This window comes from Plesiomonas sp. (assembly GCF_051650925.1).
Lineage (GTDB): Bacteria > Pseudomonadota > Gammaproteobacteria > Enterobacterales > CAMTGL01 > Plesiomonas.
Window position 1 is genome coordinate 1 of record NZ_JBOFRH010000041.1, and the last position, 1002, is coordinate 1002.

General features: G+C 47.7%; 1 protein-coding gene. It reads right to left on the minus strand.

The genetic code is table 11. The features are described from left to right. Positions 1-922, minus strand: a 922-nt coding sequence (locus ACRC27_RS01000; RefSeq protein WP_438638920.1) for a pyridoxal-dependent decarboxylase, incomplete at its 3' end; no start/stop codon positions are given. Between the last annotated feature and the right edge of the window lie 80 nt (positions 923-1002).

A 1002-nucleotide genomic window follows, 5' to 3' on the forward strand; every position in this document is an offset into this window, starting at 1 on the left:
ATGGCAGCAACTCATCAGTAAATTCCAGTGGGTTAGCCACGAAATCATATTTTTTGAAGGTCAACCAAGACCAGCACACTACCGCATCGCAATACAGCAGTGCTTTGCCGTAAGGCTCAGCGTTTGGATATTGATCCAGTAGTTTACGCACCCCCGCCACTGGGTCAAAGGCGTTCGCATCGGTCGTCCCCATAGTACAGACCACAGAAGCCACCGGTGTTTTCTCGGCTTGCAGCTGTTTTAAAATCTCTTCCAGATGAGCCAAATCCATCGCGTTAGTTTCTGGATCGGTACGCACGGTGATGATATTATCCATCCCCAGCCCCATCCAGTCAGTACTGTTCAGCATGGTGTAGTGCGCTTGTTGTGAACAGATGACTTTAGCATCGGTACGAATACCGGTATGACGCGAATCAGGCAACACACGGGTCAGTGCGTATTTGACATGGTAAGTCCAGCAACCGGAACCACCGTAGGTATACACACAACCGGTATGCAGCGGATTCCAACCAATCAAATTCCCCAGCATACCGGCACTTTCCAGCTCAGCGCGGTGTACGTTCCAGGAATATTCCCCTTCCAAAATGTTAGGTGAGAAAATCTCAGACAACACCGCAGCCACAATAGAGGCTGAGTTAGCTTGTGGGATCACGTTACACATGGTCAACGGGTGACCCCAGTTTGGTAAACCTTCAAACAGTTTGGTGGTTTGATCGATCACTTCACCCACAGGGGTCATCCCTGGATTCAGTTCAACCTGTTTAACCTTGTCAAAATCAATGGTTAATGCAGGATCGCTCCCTAAATAAGCTGGGCCCTGTGCATCAGGACGCAGTTTATTTAAATTGCGTACTGCGTGAGCAATCGATTCGGATAATGAGTCCGCACCTTCATTAAATGGAGACGGGAAAGAAGACAACATATCACGACGATATTTTGCCCATTTTTTATTGGCATTCAGAGAACCATTATGCTCGGAGCAGTTTGAGTGACAATTTTTCA